Source organism: Wenjunlia vitaminophila DSM 41686 (assembly GCF_000380165.1).
Lineage (GTDB): Bacteria > Actinomycetota > Actinomycetes > Streptomycetales > Streptomycetaceae > Wenjunlia > Wenjunlia vitaminophila.
The window spans coordinates 178,475-202,315 of the sequence record NZ_KB904724.1 but is presented as its reverse complement, the minus strand read 5'-3'; the positions used below and the strand labels follow the sequence as shown (position 1 = coordinate 202,315).

At 71.6% G+C, this 23,841-nt stretch carries 20 protein-coding genes; 10 read left to right on the top strand and 10 right to left on the bottom strand.

The window, feature by feature from the left end; all coding sequences use genetic code 11:
* The first annotated feature begins 9 nt into the window (after positions 1-9).
* Entirely contained in the window at positions 10-2,757 is a 2,748-nt protein-coding gene (gene aceE, locus A3IG_RS0126555) for a pyruvate dehydrogenase (acetyl-transferring), homodimeric type (protein WP_018386627.1), read from the top strand.
* Positions 2,758-3,042: 285 nt separating this feature from the next.
* Here the strand turns inward: aceE and A3IG_RS0126550 are convergent, their stop codons facing one another.
* Positions 3,043-3,444 (bottom strand): peptidase inhibitor family I36 protein, encoded by a 402-nt coding sequence (locus A3IG_RS0126550; RefSeq protein ID WP_018386626.1) that lies wholly within the window; start codon positions 3,442-3,444, stop codon positions 3,043-3,045.
* Positions 3,445-3,662: 218 nt separating this feature from the next.
* Positions 3,663-5,249 carry an MFS transporter gene (locus tag A3IG_RS0126545; protein ID WP_018386625.1) on the bottom strand — a complete coding sequence of 529 codons (1,587 nt, stop codon included), beginning with the start codon at positions 5,247-5,249 and terminating at the stop codon, positions 3,663-3,665.
* A 153-nt stretch (positions 5,250-5,402) separates the two neighbouring features.
* Here A3IG_RS0126545 and A3IG_RS0126540 point away from each other — a divergent pair, with 153 nt between their 5' ends.
* Positions 5,403-6,143 carry a TetR family transcriptional regulator gene (locus A3IG_RS0126540; protein WP_018386624.1) on the top strand — a complete coding sequence of 247 codons (741 nt, stop codon included), beginning with the start codon at positions 5,403-5,405 and terminating at the stop codon, positions 6,141-6,143.
* Positions 6,144-6,237: 94 nt separating this feature from the next.
* Positions 6,238-7,512: an alpha/beta hydrolase gene (locus tag A3IG_RS0126535; RefSeq protein ID WP_407701042.1), complete on the top strand. Its 1,275-nt coding sequence runs from the start codon at positions 6,238-6,240 to the stop codon at positions 7,510-7,512.
* 117 nt (positions 7,513-7,629) lie between these two features.
* Here the strand turns inward: A3IG_RS0126535 and A3IG_RS31430 are convergent, their stop codons facing one another.
* Positions 7,630-8,214: a MerR family transcriptional regulator gene (locus A3IG_RS31430; protein ID WP_018386622.1), complete on the bottom strand. Its 585-nt coding sequence runs from the start codon at positions 8,212-8,214 to the stop codon at positions 7,630-7,632.
* A gap of 225 nt (positions 8,215-8,439) precedes the next feature.
* On the opposite strand from A3IG_RS31430, the gene A3IG_RS0126525 reads away from it, so the two are divergent.
* Positions 8,440-9,261 (top strand): serine hydrolase domain-containing protein, encoded by an 822-nt coding sequence (locus A3IG_RS0126525; RefSeq protein ID WP_026220695.1) that lies wholly within the window; start codon positions 8,440-8,442, stop codon positions 9,259-9,261.
* Positions 9,262-9,413: 152 nt separating this feature from the next.
* Here the strand turns inward: A3IG_RS0126525 and A3IG_RS33445 are convergent, their stop codons facing one another.
* Complete coding sequence (locus A3IG_RS33445; protein WP_040912356.1) at positions 9,414-10,280, bottom strand: pirin family protein; 867 nt, start codon at positions 10,278-10,280, stop codon at positions 9,414-9,416.
* Between the two features lie 76 nt (positions 10,281-10,356).
* On the opposite strand from A3IG_RS33445, the gene A3IG_RS0126515 reads away from it, so the two are divergent.
* The 5 genes from A3IG_RS0126515 (at position 10,357) to fabF (ending at position 15,394) form a co-directional block, all read left to right on the top strand.
* Positions 10,357-11,559 carry a PucR family transcriptional regulator gene (locus A3IG_RS0126515; RefSeq protein ID WP_018386619.1) on the top strand — a complete coding sequence of 401 codons (1,203 nt, stop codon included), beginning with the start codon at positions 10,357-10,359 and terminating at the stop codon, positions 11,557-11,559.
* An 89-nt stretch (positions 11,560-11,648) separates the two neighbouring features.
* On the top strand, positions 11,649-12,626 hold the full coding sequence (locus tag A3IG_RS0126510) for an ACP S-malonyltransferase (protein WP_051087647.1): 978 nt from the start codon (positions 11,649-11,651) through the stop codon (positions 12,624-12,626).
* A gap of 66 nt (positions 12,627-12,692) precedes the next feature.
* Positions 12,693-13,700 (top strand): ketoacyl-ACP synthase III, encoded by a 1,008-nt coding sequence (locus tag A3IG_RS0126505; protein ID WP_018386617.1) that lies wholly within the window; start codon positions 12,693-12,695, stop codon positions 13,698-13,700.
* A 56-nt stretch (positions 13,701-13,756) separates the two neighbouring features.
* Positions 13,757-14,023 (top strand): acyl carrier protein, encoded by a 267-nt coding sequence (locus A3IG_RS0126500; protein ID WP_018386616.1) that lies wholly within the window; start codon positions 13,757-13,759, stop codon positions 14,021-14,023.
* 114 nt (positions 14,024-14,137) lie between these two features.
* Positions 14,138-15,394, top strand: a complete 1,257-nt coding sequence (gene fabF / locus A3IG_RS0126495) for a beta-ketoacyl-ACP synthase II (RefSeq protein WP_018386615.1) — start codon at positions 14,138-14,140, stop codon at positions 15,392-15,394.
* A gap of 231 nt (positions 15,395-15,625) precedes the next feature.
* Here fabF and A3IG_RS0126490 read toward each other — a convergent pair whose 3' ends face one another.
* Positions 15,626-16,120 carry a DUF3145 domain-containing protein gene (locus tag A3IG_RS0126490; RefSeq protein ID WP_026220694.1) on the bottom strand — a complete coding sequence of 165 codons (495 nt, stop codon included), beginning with the start codon at positions 16,118-16,120 and terminating at the stop codon, positions 15,626-15,628.
* 338 nt (positions 16,121-16,458) lie between these two features.
* Here A3IG_RS0126490 and A3IG_RS0126485 point away from each other — a divergent pair, with 338 nt between their 5' ends.
* Positions 16,459-17,394: an SGNH/GDSL hydrolase family protein gene (locus tag A3IG_RS0126485; protein WP_018386613.1), complete on the top strand. Its 936-nt coding sequence runs from the start codon at positions 16,459-16,461 to the stop codon at positions 17,392-17,394.
* Between the two features lie 55 nt (positions 17,395-17,449).
* On the opposite strand, the gene A3IG_RS0126480 is transcribed toward A3IG_RS0126485, so the two are convergent.
* From A3IG_RS0126480 to A3IG_RS0126460, 5 genes are all read right to left on the bottom strand, one after another.
* Positions 17,450-17,974, bottom strand: a complete 525-nt coding sequence (locus A3IG_RS0126480; RefSeq protein WP_018386612.1) for a GyrI-like domain-containing protein — start codon at positions 17,972-17,974, stop codon at positions 17,450-17,452.
* Positions 17,975-18,068: 94 nt separating this feature from the next.
* Positions 18,069-19,103, bottom strand: coding sequence for an NADP-dependent oxidoreductase (locus A3IG_RS0126475; protein WP_018386611.1), 1,035 nt, complete (start codon positions 19,101-19,103; stop codon positions 18,069-18,071).
* A gap of 140 nt (positions 19,104-19,243) precedes the next feature.
* Entirely contained in the window at positions 19,244-21,487 is a 2,244-nt protein-coding gene (locus A3IG_RS0126470; protein WP_018386610.1) for a molybdopterin-dependent oxidoreductase, read from the bottom strand.
* A 44-nt stretch (positions 21,488-21,531) separates the two neighbouring features.
* Positions 21,532-22,740 carry a cytochrome P450 gene (locus A3IG_RS31420; RefSeq protein ID WP_018386609.1) on the bottom strand — a complete coding sequence of 403 codons (1,209 nt, stop codon included), beginning with the start codon at positions 22,738-22,740 and terminating at the stop codon, positions 21,532-21,534.
* A gap of 302 nt (positions 22,741-23,042) precedes the next feature.
* Complete coding sequence (locus tag A3IG_RS0126460; protein WP_018386608.1) at positions 23,043-23,744, bottom strand: SGNH/GDSL hydrolase family protein; 702 nt, start codon at positions 23,742-23,744, stop codon at positions 23,043-23,045.
* Positions 23,745-23,841: the final 97 nt, after the last annotated feature.

Here is a 23,841-nt window from a genome sequence, read left to right as displayed (position 1 = left end):
AGGAACAGCGTGGCTTCCGGATCCGATCGCAACCCGATCATCATCGGCGGCATGCCCAGCCAGGTCCCGGACATCGACCCGGAAGAGACCGGCGAGTGGATGGAGTCGCTCGACGCCGTCGCGAACGTTCGCGGCCGTGAGCGTGCCCGCTACCTCATGCTGCGGCTGCTGGAGCGGGCCCGAGAGCAGCAAATCGGCGGGCTCGGGCTGCTCAGCACCGACTACATCAACACCATCCCCACCGAGAGCGAGCCCTTCTTCCCGGGCAACGAGGAGATCGAGCGCAAGGTCCTCGCCGCCACCCGGTGGAACGCGGCGATCATGGTCTCCCGGGCCCAGCGGCCGGGTATCGGCGTCGGCGGGCACATCGCCACGTTCGCCTCGTCGGCCTCCTTGTATGACGTGGGCTTCAACCACTTCTTCCGGGGTAAGGACCGAGGCGACGGCGGCGACCAGATCTTCTTCCAGGGCCATGCCTCGCCAGGCATCTACGCCCGGGCCTTCCTCCTCGACCGTCTCACCGAACAACAGCTCGACGCCTTCCGCCAGGAGAAGTCCAAGGCTCCTCACGGGCTGTCCAGCTACCCCCACCCCCGGTCCATGCCCGACTTCTGGGAGTTCCCGACCGTGTCCATGGGGCTCGGCCCCCTGGCAGCGATCTTCCAGGCTCGGATGAACCGGTACATGCACGCCCGGAACATCGCGGACACCTCCGCCTCGCACGTGTGGGCCTTCCTCGGTGACGGCGAAATGGACGAGCCCGAGTCGCTCGGTCAGCTCGGCCTCGCGGCGCGCGAGGGTCTGGACAACCTGACCTTCGTGATCAACTGCAACCTCCAGCGCCTCGACGGCCCGGTACGCGGCAACGGCAAGATCATCCAGGAGCTCGAAGGGTACTTCCGTGGCGCCGGCTGGAACGTGATCAAGCTCGTCTGGGACCGCACCTGGGACCCGCTGCTCGCCCAGGACGTGGACGGTGTGCTGCTGAACAAGCTGAACAACACCCCGGACGGACAGTTCCAGACCTACGCCACCGAGACCGGCGCCTACATCCGCGAGCACTTCTTCGGTGACGACCACCGGCTCCGGAAGATGGTCGAGGGCCTCACCGACGAGCAGATCCTCCACCTCGGCCGCGGTGGCCACGACCACCGCAAGATCTACGCGGCGTTCAAGGCGGCCAAGGAGCACAAGGGCCAGCCCACCGTGATCCTGGCCCAGACCGTGAAGGGCTGGACCCTCGGCCCGAACTTCGAGGGCCGCAACGCCACGCACCAGATGAAGAAGCTCACGGTCGAGGACCTCAAGCGCTTCCGGGACCGGCTGCACATCCCGATCAGCGACCGGGAGCTGGAGTCCGGACTGCCCCCGTACTACCACCCCGGGCGGGACAGCGAAGAGATCCAGTACATGCACGACCGCCGCAAGGCGCTGGGCGGCTACGTGCCGACCCGGGTCGTGCGGCACAAGCCGCTGAGCCTGCCGGACGACAAGGCCTACGCGGCGCTGAAGAAGGGCTCCGGCAACCAGCAGATCGCCAGCACCATGGCGTTCGTCCGGTTGTTGAAGGACCTCATGCGGGACAAGGAGATCGGCAAGCGCTTCGTGCCGATCGCGCCCGACGAGTACCGCACCTTCGGCATGGACTCGCTCTTCCCCTCGGCCAAGATCTACTCCCCTGCGGGCCAGACCTACGAGTCCGTGGACCGTGAGCTGCTCCTGGCGTACAAGGAGTCCACCACGGGACAGATGCTGCACGACGGCATCTCCGAGGCGGGGTGCACCTCGTCCCTGATCGCGGCCGGCTCCGCCTACGCCACCCATGGTGAGCCGCTGATCCCGGTCTACGTCTTCTACTCGATGTTCGGCTTCCAGCGCACCGGCGACCAGTTCTGGCAGATGGCCGACCAGCTCGCCCGTGGCTTCGTGCTCGGCGCCACCGCCGGCCGCACCACGCTGACCGGTGAGGGCCTCCAGCACGCGGACGGCCACTCGCAGCTCCTGGCCTCGACCAACCCGGGATGCGTCGCCTACGACCCGGCCTACGGTTTCGAGATCGCGCACATCGTCAAGGACGGGTTGCGCAGGATGTACGGCTCTTCGCCCGAGCACCCGCAGGGCGAGGACGTCTTCTACTACCTGACCGTCTACAACGAGCCGATCAAGATGCCGGCCGAGCCTGAGGGCGTGGACGTCGAGGGCATCCTCAAGGGCCTGTACCGCTACCAGGCCGGGGAATCCGGCTCCATCCCCGCTCAGATCCTCGCCTCCGGCGTCGCCATGCCGTGGGCACTGGAGGCGCAGCGGATCCTCGCGGAGGAGTGGGACGTGCGGGCCGACGTCTGGTCCGCGACCTCGTGGAACGAGCTCCGGCGCGACGCGGTGGAGGCCGAGCGGCACAACCTCCTGCACCCGGAGGAGGAGCAGCAGGTGCCCTACGTGACGCGCAAACTCCAGGGGGCGCAGGGCCCGTTCGTCGGCGTGTCCGACTGGATGCGGGCCGTCCCGGACCAGATCGCGCGCTGGGTACCGGGCACCTGGCAGTCGCTCGGAGCGGATGGTTTCGGCTTCGCCGACACCCGGGGGGCGGCGCGGCGCTTCTTCCACATCGACGCGCAGTCGGTGGTCGTGGCGGTGCTCACCGAGCTGGCCCGGGAGGGCAGGATCGACCGCTCCGCGCTGAAGGCGGCGATCGACCGTTACCAGCTCCTCGACGTTTCCGCGGCCCACCCGGGCTCGGCGGGCGGCGAGGCCTGACACATCGGGTCGGGGGCCTGCTCCCGGCCCGGGGCGGTGGCGTGCCGGCAGTTCGTGCGGGCGCCACCGCCCCTTTTCGTGCCCTGATCGGGCGTCCGCGACGCCGGCCCGGCGCCCGACGTGCCCGAGGAGAGGACCGTGGCACCCCGTCGGGGGCCGACGGCGCCCGGCGCCGGGGCGCGGAAACCGCCAGCGCGAGAGCCATCGGAGTCGGCGTGGGCCTCGCCACCGGAGGCGCCACGGGGGCCTGGAGGGGCCGGCTGCCTGGACGGAACGAACCATGCCTCAGCTCTCCCAGACCTGCAGGGCCCGCACCACGAAGGGCGCCTCGGGGACCCAGGTCCCGCCTCCGGGGTAGGTGTCGAACTGTCCCTCCGTGGCACACTCCCGGTCCTCGTAGACCGTCACCGGCCGGGACATCCGGTTGGCGAAGGACCTGCCCACGTCACCGGAGGGCAGTGGGACACAACTCTGCACTCCGGCACCGGCGAGGTTCCAGGTGTGGCGGCGCCCGGTGTGCCGGGCCCCGGTCCACACACAGAACTCCCCCCGGTCACACCCGTCCACGGCGCGAGCGGTGATCGGGGCGCCTGCGGACGCGGCGGTGGGCGGCCCGGCGTGGCCGGCCGCGGTCGTCGGCACCGCGGCGACCAGGATTCCGGCGACGGCGAGCGTGATGGCGCGCATGACCAACTCCCCCCGTTGGGCACCGGTTACCTCCCCGGCGCTGAACAGCAGCGTCGGGCGGTCCCACCGCCTCTGCCAAGGCCCACAGGGCGGGTCCACTCGGACGTGTGTCGGAAGGACGCGGAAAGGCTGTGCAGAAACGTCAGGGCGGGCTCGATCGAGTGATCGAGCCCGCCCCCTGTGGATAACCCGGAAGCGCAGCCGCTCATGGGGGACACTCAGACGTGTGCGGATGGACCTGCCTGGTGGCTGCCGCGCTTGGTGAACAGGGCCAGGACCGCCGCTCCCAGCCCCATGACACCGGCCACCAGGAACGACAGCTCCATCCCGCTGAGGAAGGACGAGTGGGCGACGTCAGTCATCGTCTGCGCGGCCTGTTCGGAGGTGCCCCGCGGCACCACGGCCTTACCGACGGAGGCAGCTTCGGACAACTGATCCATCTGTTCCGGTGACGTCTTGGGAAGTCCCGCGTCGGCCCACTTGTCCGGCAGGACGTTCTCGACGCGGGCCGCCATCAGCGCGCCGAGCACCGCGGTGCCGAGGCTGCCGCCCACCTGCATCGCGGACGCCTGGAGGCCGGCCGCGACCCCGGAGAGCTCCAGTGGGGCGTTGCCCACGATGACCTCGGTGGCACCGACCATGACGGGGCTCAGGCCGAGGCCGAGCGTCGCGAACCACAGCGACATCGGCAGCGTGCCCGTTTCCGTGCCCAACGTGGTCATCCCGAACATCGCCGTGCTGGTGAACAGCATGCCGGCCAACATGGGAATCCGCGGTCCGATCTTGGTGATGAGCGCTCCCGCGATCGGTGAGCTGACGATCATCATCCCGGTGAGCGGGAGCAGGTGCACGCCGCTGTCCACGGCCCCCATGCCGTGCACGTTCTGGAGGTAGAACGTCGTGAAGAAGATCCCACCGATCATCGCGAAGGACATGAGGACGATGAGTCCGGTGCCTGCGGTCAGTGGCGCCGAGCGGAACAGCCGCAGCGGGAGGAGGGGTTCCCGGGCCCTGCTCTCCCATATCGCGAAGGCGAGGAAGCCGAGCACCGCCAGCCCGAGGAACAGCAGGGTGCGCCCGCTGCTCCAGCCCCACTCGGGGGCCTTGATGAGCCCCCAGATCAGGCAGAACATCGCGCCGGTGAGCAACCCGATACCCGGGATGTCGAACGACCGGGGGGCGTTCTCCGCCCGCACGTCCCGGAGCACGACCAGGCCCATCACCAGGGCCACGGCGCCCACCGGGACGTTGATGAAGAACACCGACTCCCAGCTCACGTGTTCCACCAGCAGGCCACCGACGATCGGGCCGGCCGCGGTGGAGGTCCCGATGACCGCTGCCCATATGCCGATGGCCATGTTGAGCCTCTCGGCCGGGAAGGCGGCCCGGAGCAGCCCGAGCGCTGCGGGCTGCAGCATGGCGCCGAACAGGCCCTGGAGCACCCGGAAGGTGACCACCATGCTGACCCCGTTGGACAGGCCGATGGCCCCGGAGGCGAGGGCGAAGCCGGTCACGCCCACCATGAAGGTCTGCCGGTGGCCGAACCTGTCCCCGACCTTCCCCGCGGTGATCAGGAAGACGGCGAGGGAGAGCAGGTAACCATTGGTGATCCACTGCACATCGGCCAGGGAGGCCTTCAGGTCGGTCTGGATGGCCGGATTGGCCACGACCACGATGGTGCCGTCGAGGGCGACCATCATCACGCCTATGGCGACGGTGAGCAGGGTGAACCAGGGATGGCCACGGACCCTGGACCGTCCGGTGACGACGTCCTTCGGCGTCTGATCGGCTACCGCCTGGGTCATGGCCTGTCCCCCCGACTCACTCGAACGTGGGATGCTCATGATGTGAGGCTATGTCAGTCACTGACAGTTGACAAACAATCTCAAGCGTAAGTAACTGACAGCTCCTATCATGTGTGCGAGAACCGCGCATATGCACGAGGGGGGTGACCTGGAGTGACCCAGTACATGGAGGCGCCGGCCACGGCACCGAGGACGGGGCTGCGTCAGCGCAAGAAGCAGCGCACCCGCGAGGACCTGGTCGAGGCCGGGATTCGACTCTTCCTCGAGCAGGGCTACGAGCAGACCACCGTGGACCAGATCGCCGCCGCGGTCGAGGTCTCGCAGCGCACCTTCTTCCGGTACTTCGCGACCAAGGAGGACCTGGCCTTCGGGGCGGTGATCGTCGCTGAGGAGCTCTTCTACGAGGAGCTGTGCCGGCGCCCTCCGCAGGAGTCCCCCCTCACCGCGCTGCGCCGGGCGGCACGCGTGGTCCACGAGGAGATGCGCAACACCACGTCGACGACCGTGGATTCGGGCCTGCACCTGAGCGTGGTGCGGCTGATCGAGTCCACGCCCTCCCTGCTCGCCGCCCACCTGCGCCGTGCCGAGGAGCTCGAGGAGCGGGTGGCCGCCGAGTTGGCCCGGCGCGAGGGGGTCGACCTGTCCGCGGACCTGCGCCCCCGCCTGGTCACCGCCGTCTTCACCGCGGCCTGCCGCGCCGCCAACCGCGTCTGGAACAGCGAGGGGGTCCCCAGCCTCGACGCCATGGTCCAGCTCATCGAACGACACCTGGACCAGTTGCAGCCGGCGCTCGCCGGCGACTGGGGCCGCCGCGCCGGGGCCCTGGAGGAGCCCCCCGCCAGCAGCGCGCCAGGGACGCCGGCAACGCGGGCCGACACTACGTCAGAAGAGTGATCCTGCCCGGTTTCTGCCAACTCCACACGTGACCTACCCCACTCGCCCTGCGCGGGGTGCCGCCGCTCTCCTATCGTGGGGCGCGGTGAACGTTCTGCACTCTCTTGACGAGCCCTTGGCCATCCCCGCGTCCGACACCGTCTGTTCGCGCACCCTCGGCTGCTACTGGGTACGCGCCCTCGCCCAGGAGCTGACGTCTCCGGGGCGGGCGGTGCTGGCGGTGTTCGTCGTCCTGGTGTTGCTGGTGACCACCGGTTGGACGGCCAACCGCCACGCCCGCCGGTGGGACAGCGACCCGCGCGCCGCGGCACTGGAGGCGTGGCTGCACGGGTCGATCGACCAGCGACGGCTGCCCCGCCCCGACTCCTCGCCCGGGGCCGTAGCCCGGTTCTTCACGTCGCTGACGGCGCGCCAGCAACAGCAGCTCGCCGAACGCCACCCGCTGGTGGTGGGGAACCTCGACGGCGCCCCGCTGAACCTGCGTTACCGAGCCAACCGGACGTCCCTGGGCAGGGCGATCCGCGCGGAGAACCGCCGCCGCCTGTCATCGGACCTCACCGAGCACGGCCGCCAGAACTCCCTGCGGCTGGTGCACCGGTACCGCTCCCTGCTGGAGGACGGCCGGCAGATCCTCTCCTTCGACCCGACGGGCCGCGGCCGGGCCGCCGAGGTGTTCGGTGACCTCGCCACTGCCGAGCGGGTGTCGGTGGTGGTCCCCGGCGCGGACACGGACCTCCTCTCCTTCGAACGCACCGAGCAGGAGCGGGAGGCGCCGGTCGGCATGGCTCGCGCCCTGTACGCGACGGGGCGCCACCAGGACCCCACCGCCAAGCTGGCGGTGGTGGCCTGGGCCGACTACACGACCCCGTCCGGCATCGACTTCGACGCCGCGACCGGCGGTCTCGCCGCGGACGGCGCCGACCGGCTGTTGCGGATGGTGGACGGCCTGCCGGAACGCACCAGCACCTCGCTGTTCTGCCACAGCTACGGCTCGGTCGTGTGCGGGCTCGCCGCCTCCCGGCTCCCCAAGGGGAAGGTGGTGGACATAGCCGTGTTCGGCAGCCCCGGGGTGCGCGCCGACCGGGCGGAGGACCTGAACACCGATGCGCGGGTGTGGGCGGCGCGGGACTCCAGCGACTGGATCAGGAACGTGCCCCACCTGGAGTTCGCCGGGCTCGGGCACGGGGCCGACCCGGTCTCCGACGACTTCGGCGCCCGGGTGCTGAGCGCGGACAACGCCCACGGCCACAACGGGTACCTGAAGCCGGGGACCACCAGCCTGCGGAACTTCGGCTCCCTGGCCGTCGGCGCGTACGACGCGGTGGCCTGTGCTGACCAGGACCCGCTGTGCGCCATAGGTCTGACCTGAACCCCGGCGCGCCACCCACCGCGCCGGGTCCGGCCACCCTGTCCCGTCCCGTCGGCCCCCCTCCCGTCAGGCCCCCGACCGTCGGACGTCAGGCCAACGCGGGAGCGTCAGTGGCCGTCAGGCCGTCTCCCGCGAGCCGCAGGGCCCCGCATAGAACGCGATCTTGTGGTCCAGCACCGTCAGGCTGTCCCTGAGGTCGTCGAGCTGCCGCCGCACGTTCTCCCGGTGCGCCTCCAGCAACTCCCGGCGCTGGTCCCGGGTGTGGTCACCGGCCCGGGCCAGCTCGGCGTAGCGCACCATGTCGGCCACCGGCATCCCGGTCAGGCGGAGTTTGTTGAGGAAGTGCAGCCACGACAGGTCGTGGTCGCGGTACCGGCGCTGCCCGGTGTGCGAGCGGTCGATGTGCGGCGTCAGCCCGATGCGCTCGTACCAGCGCAGCGTGTGCGCACTGAGCCCGGTGAGGGCGACGACCTCGCTGATCAGGTAGCCGTCCGTGCCGTGCGGTCGGCGGATGCCCGGGGCCGCGTCGGCGGGGGGAACCTCGGTGCACGTCGCGGGGACCGGCCGGGGCCCGACGGGCCCGGTGCCGGTCGCTGGCGCGTCGGTGGGGGACGCCGTCCGCCCGGAGGCGGACCTCCCGGGGAGGGGACGCCGGGCCGGTGCGGGAGCGGAGGCGGCTCCCCTGGTCCTCGGCAACGTCATGCGCGGATCGCTCCCTCCTCTGAACCGCTGGGGCGGCCCCACGTTACCGACTTCGAGTCCGCTCTAGGCAAGGACCGCAGGCCCCGACGACCTGCGGCCCCGAGGGTCGGGCCCACCGGGGGAAAGGGGAACCGGAGCGGGAGCCCGGCGGGGGCCGAGGGGGCGCCACCGGGCCCCGGGGTTCGGGACCGCGCCTCCCTCGCCAGTACCCTCACGTGCATGGAGATGGAGAGCCTGCGGGTGATCGACACCTGGCCGGTCGACAACGCCGCCGCCGCGGTCGTCACCCGGAACGGAACGGTACGCGGGGTGCACGGCGACACGGCGCGCCCGTTCCCCCTCGCCTCGGTGACCAAGCCGCTGACCGCGTACGCCACGCTGGTCGCCGTGGAGGAGGGAGCGGTGGAGCTGGACGAGCCGGCAGGACCGCCCGGCTCGACGGTGCGGCACCTGCTCGCCCACTGCTCGGGACTCGCCTTCGACGACCACCGGGCGATGGCGGAGCCCGGGAACCGCCGGCTGTACTCGAACGCCGGCTTCGAGGTGCTGGCCGACACCGTGACCAAGGCCACACAGATACCGTTCGCCGAGTACCTGCGGCAGGCGGTGTTCGAGCCGTTGGACATGTCCGGCAGCGACCTGCCGGGCAGCGCCGGGGCGGGCGGCGTCTCCACCGTGGACGACCTGGTCAAGTTCGCCGCGGAACTCCAGGCGCCGCGACTGCTCGATCCCTCGACCCTGGCCGCCGCCACCGAGGTGGCCTTCCCCGGTCTCAGCGGGGTGCTCCCCGGATACGGCCACCAACGCCCCAACGACTGGGGACTCGGCTTCGAGATCCGCGACGGCAAGAGTCCGCACTGGACCGGCGCGACGTCCTCACCGAGGACCTTCGGGCACTTCGGTCAGTCGGGGACGTTCCTGTGGGTGGACCCGGTGGCCGGCGCCGCCTGTGTCTGCCTGACCGACCGGAACTTCGGGCCCTGGGCGGTCGAGGTGTGGCCCGCGCTGACCGACGCGGTCCTTGCGGAACTGGCCGCTCAGCTCTGACCCCCCGCTGCACTCCGTCTGCTGGTCAAGGACGCTTGCGGGTGACAACCGGAGTGCTGGGCCGTCCGCCGGGAGCCCGGTGGGCACGGGCGGCGTGGGCACGGGGCGGCGGCCCCCCCGCGGGCACGGTCAGCCGCGGCGCAGGTCTACGGTCAGCCGCGGCGCAGGTCGCTGTGCATCGCCCAGACCAGCAGCTCCACCCCGTGCTCGCCGGCACGGGGCCGGGCCCAGGCGTTGTCCCGCACCCGCAGCGCGTCCCCCGGCAGGAGCCGGTGGTCCGTCTCACCCCGGCCGGTGTCCGCCGCGCAGCGCAGTTCACCGCGGACCACGTGGACGTAGAGGAACGGTGCCCGGGGCAGCTCGGTCAGCTCCTGCGGCCCCGGTTCCCCCGGCTCCGAGGCCCCGTCGGTGTCGAGGGCCGCTCGGCGCACCAGGTGGAGCTCGGCATCCCGCCGGCGCAGCGGCGCGGCACCGGATGGGGGCCCTGGGCCGGCGGGGGGTTCCGGGCCGGCGGCCAGCACCGCGTGCCGCAGCTCGGGCGGCACCGTTCGCCGGGCGTAGCGCGGAACGCCTCCGGGGGCGTCCGGCCCCGGGGCGTGAGGGTGGTCGGCGCCCGCGGGGGGCGGCTCCCAGGCGTCCGGCTGGAGCCACGTCTGCACGAACCGCACCGGCGTGGGGCCGGCGTTGCGCTCGGTGTGCTCCACCCCGGCGCCCGCGCTCATCACCTGGGCGGTGCCCGGCCGCAGCACCCCCTGGTTCCCTTCGGAGTCCCGGTGTTCCAGGGCTCCCTCCAGGACCCAGGTGACGATCTCGGTGTCCCGGTGCCGGTGGGGCGCGAAGCCCGCGCCGGGCTCGAGCCGTTCCTCGTTGACCGCGAGCAGCGGCCCGAAGTGGATGTTCCGCGGGTCGTAGTGGTCGCCGAACGAGAAGGCGTACCGGGACTCGATGCCCGGCTCTCCCCCGGTGTACCGCTGCTCGGCCCGGGTCAGGACGACCCCGGTGGGCACGGGGACTGTCATGCGACCTCACCTCCGCGCGCACCATCCTCCCCCACCTGGTTCCCGGATACCGTCCCGGGTAGGGCACGCTTGGAGCGTGTCTGACACCTCCCCCTCCTCGCCCAGTGACCGTGTCGTCCCCAGCGGCCACGCGGAGACCCTGCGCCGGCTGGAGAAGTCCGCGGCCCGGCTCGCCGCCGCGGCCATCACCAGGATGGACGAGTCCCTGCCGTGGTACCGGGCGATGCCGCCGGAGAACCGCTCGTGGATCGGCCTGGTCGCCCAGGCCGGCATCGCCGCGTTCACCGAGTGGTTCCGGCATCCTGAGGCGCCCCAGGCGATCAGCACCGACGTGTTCGGCACCGCGCCGCGGGAGCTGACCCGAGCGGTCACGCTGCGGCAGACCGTGGAGATGGTCCGCACCACCATCGAGGTGGTCGAGGAGGCCATCGAGGAGGTGGCGGCCCCGGGGGACGAGGCGCTGCTGCGCGAGGCGCTGCTGGTCTACGCCCGGGAGATCGCCTTCGCCACCGCCCAGGTCTACGCCCAGGCGGCGGAGGCCCGGGGGGCGTGGGACGCCAGGCTGGAGTCGCTGGTGGTCAACGCGGTGCTGTCGGGGGAGGCCGATGAGGGCCTGCTGTCCCGTGCGGCGGCGTTGGGCTGGAGCACGCCGGACCGGGTGCTCGTGGTGTTGGGGACGGCCCCGGACGGGGACAGCGAGTTGACCGTGGACGCCATCCGCAGGTCGGCGCGGCACGCGAAGCTCCACGTGATGACCGGCGTGTTCGGCGACCGGCTCGCGGTGATCGCAGGTGGCAGCGACGATCCGCTGCACACGGCCAGGGCGCTGATCGGGCCGTTCGCCGCCGGTCCCGTGGTGGTGGGACCGGTGGTGCCGGACCTGCTGGCGGCCACGCGCTCGGCGCAGTCGGCGGCGGCCGGCCTCCGGGCGTGCGCCGCCTGGCCGGACGCGCCGCGGCCGGTTCTCGCCGATGATCTCCTGCCGGAGCGGGCGATGGCGGGAGACTCCACGGCCCGCGACCAGTTGGTGGAGGAGATCTACAGACCGCTGGAGGCCGCGGGCTCGGCGCTGTTGGAGACCCTCTCGGTCTACCTGGAACAGGCGTCATCGCTGGAGGGAGCAGCGCGGATGCTGTTCGTCCATCCGAACACCGTTCGCTACCGGCTGCGACGTGTGACGGACATCACCGGTTGGTCACCATCAGACGTACGTTCGGCATTCACCCTGCACACCGCGCTCATCCTCGGCAGATTGGCGGGCAGCGAGCAACAGATCTAGTCATTTGTAGAAGGTCCACAAATCGCTTGTGAGTTCTTCGTCCCTGTCCGTACGCGCACTGAACCCCTCGGACAAGGGACAGTGTGATGGTGCTCGTACTCGTTGCTCCCGGACAGGGTGCCCAGACCCCCGGCTTCCTCGGCCCCTGGCTTGACGTCCCCGGTGTCACCGAACGTCTCCAGTGGTGGTCGGCGGTGGCCGGGCTCGACCTCGTCCACTACGGCACCAAGGCGGACGCGGAGGAGATCCGCGACACCGCCGTGGCGCAGCCGCTGCTGGTCGCCGCGGGCCTGGTGTCCGCCCTCGCCCTGTTCCCCCGCCCGCTGGAGGGTCACCGCCTGGTGGCAGCCACGGCGGGGCACAGCGTGGGCGAGATCACCGCCGCGGCCGGCTCCGGCGTGATCAGCGCGGAGTCCGCGATGGCCCTGGTCCGCCAGCGCGGACTGGCCATGGCCCGGGCCGCCGGGGTCACCGAGACCGGGATGTCCGCGGTGCTCGGCGGCGACCCCGAGGTGGTGCTGGCCAAGCTGGCCGAGCACGGACTGACCCCGGCCAACCACAACGGCGCGGGGCAGATCGTCGCCGCGGGAACCACCGAGCAGCTCGCCGCGCTGGCCGAGGACCGGCCCGAGGGGGCCAGGGTCCGCCCGCTGAAGGTGGCCGGCGCGTTCCACACCCACCACATGGCCCCGGCCGTCTCCACACTCAGGGAGCTGGTCCCCGGGATCACCGTGCGCGACCCGCGCACCCGTTACCTGTCCAACGCCGACGGACGGGTGGTGCCCAGCGGCCAGGAGGTGCTGGCCCGGATCGTCACCCAGGTGTCGAACCCGGTCCGCTGGGACCTGTGCATGGAGACCATCCGGGACCTCGGCGCCACGGCGATCATCGAGGTGGCCCCCGCGGGCACCCTGGTCGGCCTGGCGAAGCGGGCCCTGCCCGGGGTGCGGACCCTGGCCCTGAAGACCCCGGACGACCTGGACGCCGCCCGCGAACTGGTCGCTGAGCACGGCGACCCGGACGCCAACCCGCTGTTCCCGCTCGACCGCGAGGCGCCCGCGGAGTAGGCCGGCCCCAGCCGGCGCACGGCCTTCGATCTCCCCCAGTAGCCGCCCCAGGAAGGGACGTCACGCATGACTGCCACGATCACCCCGGCTCTCGGTGCCCGTCACGCCCGCATCCTCGGGGTCGGTGGGTACCGGCCGACCCGCGTGGTCCCCAACGAGGAGATCCTCAAGCACATCGACTCCAGCGACGAGTGGATCCGTTCCCGTTCCGGCATCGTCACCCGGCACTGGGCGGGGCCGGACGAGACCGTCGCCGAGATGGCGGTGATCGCCGGCGGCAAGGCCATCGCGGACGCCGGCGTGGCCCCCGAGGACATCGACGGCGTCCTGGTCGCCACCGTCTCGCACTTCAAGCAGACCCCGGCGGTCGCCACCGAGATCGCCCACCGGGTCGGCGCCGGCCGTCCGGCGGCGTTCGACGTCAACGCGGGCTGCGCCGGTTTCACCTACGCGTTGAACCTGGCCAAGGACATGGTGACCGGGGGTAGCGCGCGCCACGTGCTCGTCATCGGCGCGGAGCGGCTCTCCGACCTCACCGACCTGGAGGACCGGTCCACGGCCTTCCTGTTCGGTGACGGCGCGGGCGCGGTCGTCGTGGGCCCCTCCGACAAGCCCGCGATGGGCCCTGTGGTGTGGGGCTCGGAGGGCGACAAGTCCGACGTGATCTCTCAGACGGTCTCCTGGGAGGCGTACCGGAACGGCGGCGAGGGCGTCCGTTTCCCGGCGCTGCGCCAGGAGGGCCAGGCGGTCTTCCGCTGGGCGGTGTTCGAGATGGCCAAGGTGGCCCAGCGGGCGCTGGACGCCGCCGGGATCACCGCGGCCGACCTGGACGTCTTCATCCCGCACCAGGCCAACATGCGGATCGTGGACTCGATGGTGAAGACCCTCAAGCTGCCGGAGCACGTCGCGATCGCCCGTGACGTGGAGACCACCGGCAACACCTCCGCCGCCTCCATCCCCCTCGCGATGGAGCGGCTGCTGGCCACCGGCCAGGCCAAGAGCGGCGACCTCGCCCTGTGCATCGGATTCGGGGCGGGTCTGACCTATGCCGCAACGGTCGTTACCCTGCCGTAGCGGACTGCACCCCGTGGTTCGTGACAACTCGCAACATAGGAAATGGAGTGCGCCTGATGGCCGCCATCAATGACAAGGATGCGATCCTCGAGGGTCTCGCTGAGATCGTCAACGAGATCGCCGGCATCCCGGCCGAGGAGGTCGAGCTGGACAAGTCGTTCACCGACGACCTCGACGTCGACTCGCTCTCCATGGTGGAGGTCGTCGTCGCGGCCGAGGAGCGGTTCGAGGTCAAGATCCCGGACGACGACGTCAAGGGCCTGAGGACCGTGGGCGACGCTGCCGACTACATCCTCAACGCCCAGCTCAGCACCCAGTCATAAGCTGACCGCCGCGTCGCCCGGCTTCGGCCGGGCGAGCCTCGTCCGGGCGGCGCGCGCTGTCGTGTCCCTCCCCGGCAGCACGCCGTCCGCACCAACCACGTGGAGACTTGCCCTGTGAACGCGACCAACCGCACCGTGGTCGTCACCGGTATCGGTGCCACCACGCCCCTGGGTGGCGACGCCGCATCGACCTGGGACGGCCTGCTCACGGGCCGCTCCGGGGTGTCCCTCCTGGAGCACGAGTGGGCCGCGGACCTACCGGTGCGCATCGCCGCGCAGGTGGCCGTGGAGCCCCTCACGGTTCTCCCCCGCCCCCAGGCGCGCAAGCTGGACCGCTCGGCCCAGTTCGCCCTGATCGCCGCCAAGGAGGCGTGGGCGGACGCCGGGTTCACCGGCCCCGCCGACGGGACCCAGGTCGCACCGGGGCGCCTCGGTGCCGTGATCGCCTCCGGGATCGGCGGGGTGACCACGCTCCTCGAGCAGTACGACATCCTGCGCGAGCGGGGCTTCCGCAAGGTGTCCCCGCACACCGTGCCGATGCTGATGCCGAACGGCTCCGCGGCCAACGTGGGGCTCGAGGTCAACGCCCAGGCCGGGGTGCACACCCCCGTCAGCGCCTGCGCCTCCGGTGGGGAGGCGATCGGCTACGCCTCGGAGATGATCCGCACCGGCCGGGCCGACGTGGTGGTGGCCGGCGGCACTGAGGCCGCGATCCACCCACTGCCGGTCGCCGCGTTCGCCAACATGATGGCGCTGTCCAAGAACACCGATGACCCGACCAGGGTCTCCCGGCCCTTCGACAAGGGCCGGGACGGCTTCGTGCTCGGTGAGGGCTCGGGCGTGGTCGTGCTGGAGTCGGCCGAGCACGCCGCGGCGCGCGGGGCGCGCGTGTACTGCGAGATGGTCGGCCAGGGCCTCTCCGCGGACAGCCACCACATCGCCCAGCCGGAGCCGAACGGCCGCGGGATCGCCGCCGCCCTGCAGAACCTCCTGGACACCAGCGACCTGAAGCCCGCGGAGGTGGCGTACATCAACGCCCACGCGACCTCGACCCCGCAGGGCGACTCCGCCGAGATCAACGCGCTGCGCCGGGTCTTCGGGGACGACCTGGACCACATGGCCATCTCCTCGACCAAGTCGATGACCGGTCACCTGCTCGGCGGCGCCGGGGGTCTGGAGACGGTGGCCACGGTGCTCGCGCTGTACCACCGGACGGCACCGCCCACCATCAACGTCGACGTCCTCGACGAGGAGATCAAGGCGGACATCATCGTGGACAAGCCCCGGCCGTTGCCGGAGGGCACCGTCGCCGCCCTGAACGACTCGTTCGGGTTCGGCGGCGCCAACGTCGTCCTCGCGTTCCGCCGGTAGGGCGGGCGGTCCCGCCGCCACGACGGCCCGCTGAGCCACACACGGCCGCACGTCCCACCGCAGCCCGGGTGCTCCACCGCACCCGGGCTGCGGCACGCCTGTGCGTGTGCGGCGGGGCCGTCCTGGTCGGGGCCGGACGCGGGCCGGCGCAATCACCCGAAAGAGGGGGGTCCACCACCGGTCCACGGCGGGCCGGGGCGACGGTCGTCGCCCCGGCCGTCGCCCGGTCGGTCAGACCACCTGGTGGAGCCAGCGCACCGGGGCGCCCTCACCGGCGTAACGGAACGGCTCCAGCTCGTCGTCCCAGGGCTTGCCGAGCAGCTTGGAGATCTCCGTCTCCAGGTCCGCTTCGCCGTTCCTCGACCTGATCAGGGCGGCGCGCAGCCGGTCCTCGGGGATCAGGATGTCGCCGTGCATGCCGGTGACCGCGTGGAAGATGCCCAGCTCGGGAGTGCTGCTGTAGCGCTCCCCCTCCGCGGTGGGGCACGGTTCCGCGGTCACCTCGAACCGCAGCAGGTGCCACCCGCGCAGCGCGGAGGCGAGCTTCGACGCCGTGCCGGGCTCGCCCTGCCAGGAGAACTCGGCCCGCCAGGTGCCCGGGGACGCCGGCTGCCGGATCCAGTCAAGACTGACGCGCACACCGAGCACGCCCGCAACGGCCCACTCGACGTGCGGGCACAGCGCGCGCGGCGCGGAGTGCACATAGAGAACTCCACGTGTCGTCACCGGGACCTCCAGGCTGTGGACGAGGGTCGCCTTCCCCAGCGGCCTCGTTCCCGTGCCTGCGGGAGCCCGGGCGAGGACAGATATTCTGCCCCATTGGTCACTGTCATACCAGTTCCCGAAGTGACTTTCGGTAAACGTTACCTACAGACAAAACTCACAAATGGGACAGTAGCTGACTAAGCGTAAACTCGAACCACCCCACCACTCCATGATCTTCCCTCGGCTCGTACCGAGGTGTCCTGCCAACACCCAGGGAAAACGCTACCGTGCCTGACCACCGCCGCAGTGACGTACCGTCGGGCCCGTCGGGATATCACCCACTCGTCCCAGGGAGCGCAATGCGCCTGTCAGCCCTACGAAAGGCGATCACCCCGCTCACCGCGCTGACCACGGCGACGCTGCTGCTCGCCGGCTGCACGGCGTCCGACACCTCGAAGGACCCGGAGGCTTCCGCCCCGGCCACCGCACCACCCCAGCGCGCCCCGGCCTGGCCGGAACGCCCCCGGTCGGTCGCCGCCGTCGGGGACTCCATCACCCGTGGGTTCGACGCCTGCTCGTTGTTGTCGGACTGCCCGGAGGTCTCCTGGGTGACCGGCACCGACGAGCGCGTGGACAGCCTGGCCGCCCGGCTGCTCGGGCGGCCCACCGGCGCGCGGAGCTCGTCGGACTCCGCCGACAGCACGGTCCGCGGGAGCTGGAACCTGGCACGCAGCGGCGCCAGCATGGCCGAGCTGCCGGGGCAGATGCGTCAGGCCGCGGCCCGTGACCCCGACCTGGTGGCCGTCCTCATCGGGGCGAACGACGCCTGCCGGCCCACCGTCGACCGGATGACCCCGGTCGCCGACTTCCGCGCGGACTTCGAGGCGGCCCTGGCCGTCCTGCACCGCACGGCCCCCGAGGCGCGGGTGCTGGTCGGCAGCATCCCGGACCTGGAACAGCTCTGGCGGGTGGGCCGCGAGCACCGGCTCGCCAAGCAGGTCTGGCAACTGGGGATCTGCCCGTCGATGCTGAGCAACGCCGGCTCCACGGCGCCGGCCGACCGGGAACGCCGGTCCGCGGTCTCCGCCAGGGTGGACGCGTACAACGAGGTGCTGGAGCAGACCTGCGCCGCGACCCCCACCTGCATCTGGGACGGCGGCGCGGTGCACCGGTTCCGTTTCACCACCGAGCAGTTGAGCCCCTGGGACTGGTTCCACCCCAGCGTGGACGGCCAGGCCGAGCTGGCCAGAATCCTGTACCGGGCGGCCTTCGGGACCGAGGACCGGGACTGGTGAGGACCGGGACTGGTGACGGCGCCGGGGCCCGGGCCACCGGCCCCCGACGAACGGCTCACCCGGCGGGTTCGTCCCTGACCCGGTAGGCGATCTCGGTCAGCCACTCCTCCGGGTCTGGGCGCTCGGCCGGATCGGTGAGGTAGAACTCGAACCGGCCGCCCCACACCTCCTCCGCGCCGTCCCGGTGGACGTCCCACTCCAGCCCCCGGTCGGCGCCCCAGAGCTCGAGGGCCTTGCAGGACTCCGGGAGCCGGTCGGGGTGACCTGCGTGGACCAGCACCGCGTACCGGCCGGCGGGTATGACACCGGCGACCACCCGACCGGCCCCCTCGACGGGGGCCTCGACCGGCCAGCCGATCTCGAGGCGGAACGGGCGCCCGCCGTCACCCACCAACCGGTGGCGCAGGAACGGCGCTCCCGCCGGGGTCAGCCCCCTGGCGGCCAGCCACTCCAGGGCCTCGATGACCAGCGTCCCCACCCCGCCCCACTCGCTGGGGGTCGTGGTGACGGAGATCGCGACGCACGGCTGCTCACTGCGGATCTCCACCCTCGGTCCGGCGCTCGTCGGCTCGACGGTCATGGTGGTGTGTGTCCCTCCGTGGTGGGAAAGGTGCCGCTCGTTCAGACCGCTGGACGGGCCGCGACTCATCGCCCACGGTGGGCCGGGGGCCCGCTCACTCCGGGAGCGAGACCACCATCTTGCCGACGTTCTCCCCGCGGAGCATGCCGATGAACGCCTCCACCGCGTTGTCGATCCCCTCCACCACCGTCTCCTGGTACTTCAGCGCGCCGGTCCGCACCCAACCGCCCACCTCGTGGAAGAACTGCTCGCGGAGGTCGGAGTGGTCGCGCACCAGCATCCCGCGCAGGGTCAGCCGCTTGCCGATCACCTTGGCCAGGTTGTGCGGCGCCGCGGTCGCCTCGGTGGTGTTGTACTGCGAGATCATGCCGCACATGGCGACGCGTCCGTGGACCCGCAGCACGTCGATGGCGGCCTCGAGGTGGTCACCCCCGACGTTGTCGAGGTAGACGTCGATGCCCTCCGGGGCGGCGCTCCGCAACTGTTCGACCACCGACCCCGCCCGGTAGTCGAACGCGGCGTCGAACCCGTACTCGTCCAGGAGGAGTCGGACCTTCTCCGGGGTGCCGGCACTGCCGATGACCCGGGACGCCCCCCGCAGACGGGCGATCTGCCCGGCCGCGCTCCCCACCGCCCCGGCCGCGGCGGAGACGAACACCACGTCACCCTCCCGGAGGCGGGCCACCTCGACCAGGGCGGCGTAGGCGGTGAGCCCGGTCATCCCCAGCACTCCCAGGTACGTGCTCAACGGGACGGTCTGCCCGTTGTCGAACCTGGTGGGAACCGGGGTGGCCTGGCGGGCGTCGAGCACGGCGTACTCCCGCCAGCCCAGCGGGTGCAGCACATGGGTGCCCTCGGGCAGCTCGGGGGCGCGGGAGGACACCACCCGGCCGACGGCGCCGCCCTCCATCGGCTGGTCCAGCTCGAACGGCGGCACGTAGGAGTCCTGGTCGTTCATCCGGCCGCGCATGTAGGGGTCCACGGAGAGGTGGAGGTTGCGCACCAGGACGTGGCCGGGCGGGGGTTCGGTGACGGGCACCTCGGCGACCTCGAAGTCCTCCGGCTGCGGCCAGCCGCTCGGTCGGGCGACGAGACGTACCTCGCGGCTGGTGACGTGGGTAGCGGTCATGACGGGTCGGCTCTCCTTCCGGACGTCCTGTCATGTGTACCGTCCCCGCCCGCTCACTAACCGCCGTCCGGGGCTACCCGGCGGCACCGGTGGTCGGGGCGGGGCCGCGCCGACCACCGGGCGCACGGTGATCCGGGGGGCTAGGCCACCGCGGGGGTCACCCGCACGGGGACCGCGTTGAACACCGCGGTGCCGGAGAGCCGGTCCACCACCAGTTCGTCGGTGAGGGCGTTGGCGCTGGCCCCCGGGTCCTTCGCGGCGTGCCGCAGCCGCGCCCCGTCGCGGCCGTGGCCCCAGCCGTGCGGGAGGCTGACCACGCCCGGTGCCACCCGGTCGGTGACGTCGGCTGTGACCTCGATGCTGCCCGCCCTGCTGCGCACCGTGACCGGTTGGCCGGGGCTGATGTGCAGGCGCCCGGCGTCGGCCGGGTTGATCTCCAGTGTGCAGCGGTTGCTGCCCCCGGAGAGCGCGGGCACGTTGTGGGTCCAGCCGTTGGCCGACCGCAGGTTGCGCCGGCCGATCAGCAGCAGACCGCCGTCGGCGGCGTCCCGCCCCGGGACCTCCCCACGCAGGAGCCGCTTGGCCAGCCGCTGCACATCGCTGCCGACCGGCTCCGGGTACAGCTCCACCTTGCCGGACGCGGTGACCAGCACCTCGTTCAGTCGGGGCCGTAGGGCACCGACATCGATGCCCTGTGGGTGGGCGACCAGGGCGGCCAGGTTGAGTCCGTCCGGGCGGAGCCCGAAGGCGTCCCCGAGGGTGGACAGCCTGATCATCAGGTCCAGGCGCCGCTCGACGCTGTCCGCCCCGGTGAGCATCGCCTTCAGCTCGGCCGGGTCCCGGCCGGCGAACGGGGACCCGGGGGCGGCGAGCACCGCCTGGAGCGTCCTGTCGATGATCATCTCGTCCAGTGCCGCCGGGTCGGCCCCGGCGCCGAAGCCGCCCGCGATCAGCGCCAGCTTGGCCAGGATCGCGGACTCGCTCGGCTGCCCGGGCTCCAGCGGCAGCGCGGGCGGGGAGTACCTGGCCACCCGCCGCACCGCCATCCGGGACAGCACGATGTCGAAGTGGCCGGTCTGCAGCAGCCGGGGCGGCGGCAGGATCACGTCGGCGTGCCGGGTGGTCTCGTTGAGGTAGCAGTCCACGGCGACCATGAAGTCCAGACCGGCGAGCGAACGGTCGAGCCGCTCCCCGTTGGGCGCGCCGAGCACGGGGTTGCTCGCCACCATCAGCACGGCCCTGACCTGGCCGTCGCCCGGGGTGTCGATCTCGTCGGCCAGGGTGGCCACCGGGAACTCCCCGACGACCTCGGGCAGGCCGCGCACCCGGCTGTGCCAGCGGCCGAGCACCAGCGGTTCCGTGGCGACCAGCGCGTTGTGCTGGGCCTCGCCGAACATCACGCCGCCCGGCCGGTCCAGGTTGCCGGTCAGCACGTTGAGCACGTCCACCAGGTAGTTGGTCAGGGTGCCGAACTCGGTGGTGCACGCGCCGAACCGGGCGTAGACGGCGGCGGTCGGGGCCGCGGCGAGGTCCCTGGCCAGCTTCCTGATGGTTCCGGGGGCGATCCCGCACACCTCGGACACCGCCTCCGGGGTGAAGTCCCCGGCGGCCTGGCGGAGCTGGTCGAGCCCGGCGAACCCGGCCTCGTCGAGCTCGACCGCCAGGCCCTCAGCGAAGAGGGTGTGCACCATGGCGAAGAGCAGGTGGACGTCGGTTCCCGGGCGCGCCGGCACGTACTCGTCGGCGACCTCCGCGGTCCTGGTGCGCCGCGGGTCCACCACCACCAGTCGGCCGCCGCGGGCCCGCAGCGCCCGCAGACGGCCCGGCAGGTCGGGCACCGTCCACATGCTGCCGTGGGACACCATCGGGTTGGCGCCGATCACCAGCAGGTGGCTGGTGCGGTCGATGTCGGGGACGGGAACGGCCCACGGGTCCCCGAACATCAGCCCGCAGGAGACGTTCTTCGGCATCTGGTCGATGGTGCTGGCCCCGAAGACGTTGCGGCTGCCCAGCATCTCCCGCAGCACCCGGCTGTACAGCGGCAGGGCGATGGTGTGGACGATCGGGTTCCCGTAGAAGTACGCCACCGCGTCCCTGCCGTGCTCGGCGATGACCCGGTTGAGGCCGGTCTCCACCGCGGCGAACGCCTCGTCCCAGCTCACCGCGGCCAGGCTGCCGTCCGGTTGGCGCAGCAGCGGTGTCCGGAGCCGGTCGGGGTCCTGGTCGAGGTCTCCCAGGGCGATCCCCTTGGGGCACACGTACCCCTTGCTGAAGACGTCCGCCGCGTTCCCACGGACCCGGGTCGCCCGGTCTCCGTCCAGTTCGATGGTCAGGCCGCAACTGGCCTCGCACAAGGGGCAGATGCGGTGAGCGGTCCTGGTCATGGGGTTCCTCTCCGTTCGTGGCCGCCCGCGGAAGACCCCGGTGGTCACCAGGTGACGGGGATCTCCTCGTAGCCGCCGAGGGCCGCGGTGCTGCGCCAGCGCAGCTCCTCCGCGGGCACGGCCAGCCGCAGTCCGGGGAAACGTTCGAACAGCATGCCGAGGCCGATCTGGAGTTCGGCCCGGGCGAGCGCGGACCCCACGCAGAAGTGCGTCCCGTGGGCGAAACCGATGTGCTTGTTGTCCTCGCGGAGGATGTCCATGGTGTCGGGGTCCTGGAAGACCTCCGCGTCGCGGTTGGCGGAGCTGATCGGAGCGATCACCGCGGAACCGGCGGGGATGGTGGTGCCGCTGAGTTCGACGTCTTCCAGAGTGATCCGGATGAAGGTCCCGTCGCCCGGGGTCACCATGCGGATGATCTCCTCGATGGCGGGGTTCAGCCGGGTCGGGTCCTCCTTGATCAGCGCCATCTGATCGGGGTGGGTCATCAGCATGATCGCGCCGCCACCGGTGACGGTCACCGTGGTGTCGTGCCCGGCGATCAGCAGCATGACGCCGGTGCTGATCAGCTCCTCACGGGTGATCTTCTCCTCCTCGTCCATCGCCTGGACGAGCTGGGTGAGCAGGTCCTCACCCGGTTCCTCCCGCTTGATGTCGATCAGCCTGCCGAAGTACGCCCGCATCTCCTGGTTGGAGCGGATGATCTCCTCGGCGGTGTACTTGGTCAGCGACATGAAGTGGTCGCACCAGCTACCGAACTTGGGGTGGTCCTCGATCGGGATGCCGAGCAGCTCGCAGATGATCCGCAGCGCCATGGGCCGGGCCAGGGCGGCGTTGAGGTCCACCGGCTTGGGCGCCACCTCCATGGCGTCCAGCAAGTCGGTCACCACGCGGTTGATGGTCGGCCGCAGCTTCTCCGAGCGCCGCGGGGTGAACGTCCGGTTGATCAGGTTCCGGATCGTGGTGTGCCGCGGCGGGTCCATGCTGATCACGCTGTTGGAGTCGGGCTCGACCAGTTGCGCGCGCGGCGCGCCCTCACGGAACAGCGCCTCCCGGCTGAACCGGTGGTCCGACAGCACCGTCTTGACGTCCTCGTAACGGGTGATGAGCCAGGCCGGATGCCCCGTCGGCAGGGCGATGGGGCAGACCGGCTGTTCAGTGCGGAGCTTGGCGTACTCGCACGGCGGCTCGTGGGGGGAGGTGCGGGGGATCGGGTAGCGGTACTGCGGGTCGTGCGGGGTGGCGGTGCCTGTCATGTCAATGCCTTCCGACGGGACGGATGAACGGGTGACCTGACCGGGGTGCGGGGTACGGAGCCGTGGGACCTGGCCGTGTGGGCGGGCGGCCGGAGGGCGGGCAGGGGGCGCGGGACAGGACGGTGCCACGGCGGCGCGGCGGGCCGGGGACCGCCGCCGGCGGCGGCGCGGCAAGGCCAGTCTGTCCGGAATCGACGACACGCCCCTGACACACCCGTGTCAGGGCGATCTCAGCGGCGGCTCAGGAAACGCCTCCGGGCGCCCTTCGAGGTGATGGGCGCCCGGGAGGGGAGGAACGTCGGTCAGTCCTTGGTGTCGAGGTACTCCGCGAGCCGGCGGACCGTCTCGGTGGCGACGATGGCGTGGCCCCTGGTGTTCAGGTGCAGCCCGTCGCGGGCGTAGATGTCCTCCGTGCCGCACGGGTGGCTGGGCAGGTCGACGTAGAGGCAGCCCATGCGGAAGGAGACCGCCCTGGTGTGCTCGGCCAGCACCGCGAGCCGCTCCTTCATGACCGCCCGGTACTTCTCCGGCACGTGCGGCGAGCTGGTGATGTCGAACAGCCCCATGGTGACCACCGTGCAGCCCGTGCTGCGCAGCGAGGAGATCATCCGGGCCAGCTCGGTCTGCACCGCGTCCGGGTCGAAGGTGCGGCCCAGGATGTCGTTGCCGCCGGCCAGCACCACGGCCAGGTCCGGTCGGAACTCCAGTGCGGGGTCGAGCTGGGTGGACCTGACCTTGGACGCGACCAGGTCCCGGACGCCCAGGTTGCGGTACTCCAGGTCGGGTTGGATCCGCCTGAGCGCCGTGGCCAGGCGGTCGGCCCAACTGGCGTCCCGGTAGCCCGGTATCGCCTCCCGGACCCCCTCGGCGATGCTGTCCCCCAACACCACGTACCGCTGCCACGGGGCCTTCGCCAGCAGGCTGTCCATGGCCTCCTCGGTCAGACAGTGCGGGTCGGCCAGTTCCAACGCGATGTCAACGGGTTCCGGCTGGGTGCTCGTCATGTCGTTCCCTCTCCTCGTCAGGTCCCGGGCCTCGGGGTACTCCGGGGGGACCGGGCGCGCAGGCACCGGGGAGCGTGGGTACCCCGGCCTCGGATCG

Coding starts and splice junctions, on each gene's coding strand:
- A3IG_RS0126550 (WP_018386626.1), bottom strand. CDS start 3,444: ATGCGCGCCATCACGCTCGCCGTCGCCGGAATCCTGGTCGCCGCGGTG.
- A3IG_RS0126545 (WP_018386625.1), bottom strand. CDS start 5,249: ATGACCCAGGCGGTAGCCGATCAGACGCCGAAGGACGTCGTCACCGGA.
- A3IG_RS31430 (WP_018386622.1), bottom strand. CDS start 8,214: ATGACGTTGCCGAGGACCAGGGGAGCCGCCTCCGCTCCCGCACCGGCC.
- A3IG_RS0126525 (WP_026220695.1), top strand. CDS start 8,440: ATGGAGAGCCTGCGGGTGATCGACACCTGGCCGGTCGACAACGCCGCC.
- A3IG_RS33445 (WP_040912356.1), bottom strand. CDS start 10,280: ATGACAGTCCCCGTGCCCACCGGGGTCGTCCTGACCCGGGCCGAGCAG.
- A3IG_RS0126505 (WP_018386617.1), top strand. CDS start 12,693: ATGACTGCCACGATCACCCCGGCTCTCGGTGCCCGTCACGCCCGCATC.
- A3IG_RS0126500 (WP_018386616.1), top strand. CDS start 13,757: ATGGCCGCCATCAATGACAAGGATGCGATCCTCGAGGGTCTCGCTGAG.
- A3IG_RS0126485 (WP_018386613.1), top strand. CDS start 16,459: ATGCGCCTGTCAGCCCTACGAAAGGCGATCACCCCGCTCACCGCGCTG.
- A3IG_RS0126480 (WP_018386612.1), bottom strand. CDS start 17,974: ATGACCGTCGAGCCGACGAGCGCCGGACCGAGGGTGGAGATCCGCAGT.
- A3IG_RS0126475 (WP_018386611.1), bottom strand. CDS start 19,103: ATGACCGCTACCCACGTCACCAGCCGCGAGGTACGTCTCGTCGCCCGA.
- A3IG_RS0126470 (WP_018386610.1), bottom strand. CDS start 21,487: ATGACCAGGACCGCTCACCGCATCTGCCCCTTGTGCGAGGCCAGTTGC.
- A3IG_RS31420 (WP_018386609.1), bottom strand. CDS start 22,740: ATGACAGGCACCGCCACCCCGCACGACCCGCAGTACCGCTACCCGATC.
- A3IG_RS0126460 (WP_018386608.1), bottom strand. CDS start 23,744: ATGACGAGCACCCAGCCGGAACCCGTTGACATCGCGTTGGAACTGGCC.